This is a genomic window from Sphingomonas sp. (genome assembly GCF_040398505.1).
GTDB lineage: Bacteria > Pseudomonadota > Alphaproteobacteria > Sphingomonadales > Sphingomonadaceae > Sphingomonas.
In genome coordinates this window covers 4,043-5,985 of sequence record NZ_JBBATX010000068.1, presented here as the reverse complement: position 1 = coordinate 5,985, position 1,943 = coordinate 4,043, and the positions used below count along the sequence as shown (strand labels likewise).

Genomic DNA, 1,943 nt, shown 5'->3' with positions numbered 1-1,943 from the left:
ACTATGGCATCCCATTCCGGTCTCATGACGATCATCGACCGTGCCGTGCGCAAGGCGGGGCCGCGGTTGCGGCGCGATTTCAATGAAGTCCAGAATCTGCAGGTCAGCCGCAAGGGACCCGCCGACTTCGTGTCGATCGCCGACCAGCGCGCCGAACAGACGATCTATGAGGAATTGTCGCGCGCACGCCCCGATTGGGGTTTCCTGATGGAGGAGCGCGGCGAGATCGCCGGCGATCCGAACAAGCCGCGCTTCATCGTCGATCCCTTGGACGGCACGACCAATTTCCTCCACGGCATCCCGCACTTTGCGATTTCGATCGGGGTCGAGGAACCTTTGCCCAATGGCAAGCGCGAGATCACCTCGGCGATGGTCTATCAGCCGATCACCGATGAAGCGTTCTGGGCCGAAAAGGGGCGCGGGGCGTGGGTGCAGTCGGAGCGGCTGCGCGTGTCGGCGCGGCGCGATCTCGGCGACTCGCTGATTGCGACGGGGATTCCGTTCATGGGCCATGGCGATTTCGCGCAATGGGCGCGCATTTTCGGCGCGGTGGCCCCCGAAGTCGCCGGTATCCGCCGGATGGGATCGGCAGCACTCGATCTCGCCTGGGTCGCGGCGGGGCGGTATGACGGCTATTGGGAAAGCGACCTGAAATATTGGGACGTCGCGGCGGGGCTGTTGCTGGTCAAGGAAGCGGGCGGTTTCGTGTCCGATTTCCGCGGCGGTGAGCGGATGATCGAGCGTAGCGAGTTCCTCGCCGCAAACGACGCGCTGCAATCGCGGCTGCATAAGCTGATCGCGGGGGCTTTGCGGTAAAAGCCCCTCTCCTGTTGGGAGAGGGTGGCCGAGCGCAGCGAGGTCGGGTGAGGGCAGAGCCGCAGCGACCTATTTGGCCCTCATCCGGCGCTTCGCGCAACCTTCTCCCAACGGGAGAAGGAAAGATGGCACCGCGCCCTTGCCCGACTCTCGGCACCGTCCTAAAGCCCGCGTCATCCCCCTTCGCACCTGCGAGATGCCCTTTGATCGACCTGTCGCAATATCTGCCGATTCTCCTGTTTCTGGGCGTTGCCCTCTTACTCTCCAGCGCGTTCGTGTTCCTGCCGATGGTCGCGCAACGCTTCACCGGCGCGTATAAGCCGAGCGCGGAAAAGCTCAGCGAATATGAGTGCGGCTTTCCTGCGTTCGAAGACCCGCGCAGCCAGTTCGATGTCCGTTTTTATCTCGTCGCGATCCTGTTCATCATCTTCGATCTCGAGGCGGCGTTCCTATATCCATGGGCAGTGAGCGTCTTCAAACTCGGTTGGGTCGCCTGGGCCTCTATGATGGTGTTCATCGTCGAGCTGGCGCTGGGCCTCGTCTATGCGTGGAAGAAGGGAGCGCTCGAATGGGAGTAGAACTTACGCATCCGTCGGCAGCTGGCGAAATCATTCAGCCCGATGCGAGCTTCTTCAACGATCTCAACGGCGAACTGGGCGACAAAGGCTTCCTCGTCACGTCGACCGAGGACCTGTTCCATTGGGCGCGCACCGGCAGCCTGTGGTGGATGACGTTCGGCCTCGCGTGCTGCGCGGTGGAGATGATCCACGTCAACATGCCGCGCTACGACCTTGAACGCTTCGGCGCAGCACCGCGCGCCTCTCCGCGGCAAAGCGACGTGATGATCGTCGCGGGCACGCTGTGCAACAAAATGGCTCCCGCTTTGCGCAAGGTCTATGACCAGATGAGCGAGCCGAAATACGTGATTTCGATGGGTAGCTGCGCCAATGGCGGCGGCTATTACCATTATTCGTATAGCGTTGTGCGCGGGTGCGACCGGATCGTGCCGGTCGACATCTATGTACCCGGCTGCCCGCCGACCGCAGAGGCTCTGCTGTACGGCATCATGCAATTGCAGCGGAAGATCCGTCGGATCGGGACGATCGAACGGTGAGGGCGCCTGCTCC

At 62.3% G+C, this 1,943-nt stretch carries 3 protein-coding genes; all 3 read left to right on the top strand.

Annotated elements, in window-relative coordinates:
* Nucleotides 1-3 precede the first annotated feature (3 nt).
* The gene (locus tag ABWP09_RS09660) at nt 4-816 is read left to right on the top strand and encodes an inositol monophosphatase family protein (protein WP_176496344.1); all 813 of its coding nucleotides are present in this window, start codon (nt 4-6) and stop codon (nt 814-816) included.
* A gap of 203 nt (nt 817-1,019) precedes the next feature.
* Nucleotides 1,020-1,394: an NADH-quinone oxidoreductase subunit A gene (gene ndhC, locus ABWP09_RS09655; protein WP_188447102.1), complete on the top strand. Its 375-nt coding sequence runs from the start codon at nt 1,020-1,022 to the stop codon at nt 1,392-1,394.
* Complete coding sequence (locus ABWP09_RS09650; RefSeq protein WP_188447104.1) at nt 1,385-1,930, top strand: NuoB/complex I 20 kDa subunit family protein; 546 nt, start codon at nt 1,385-1,387, stop codon at nt 1,928-1,930. The genes ndhC and ABWP09_RS09650 overlap by 10 nt, the downstream gene beginning before the upstream one ends.
* Nucleotides 1,931-1,943: the final 13 nt, after the last annotated feature.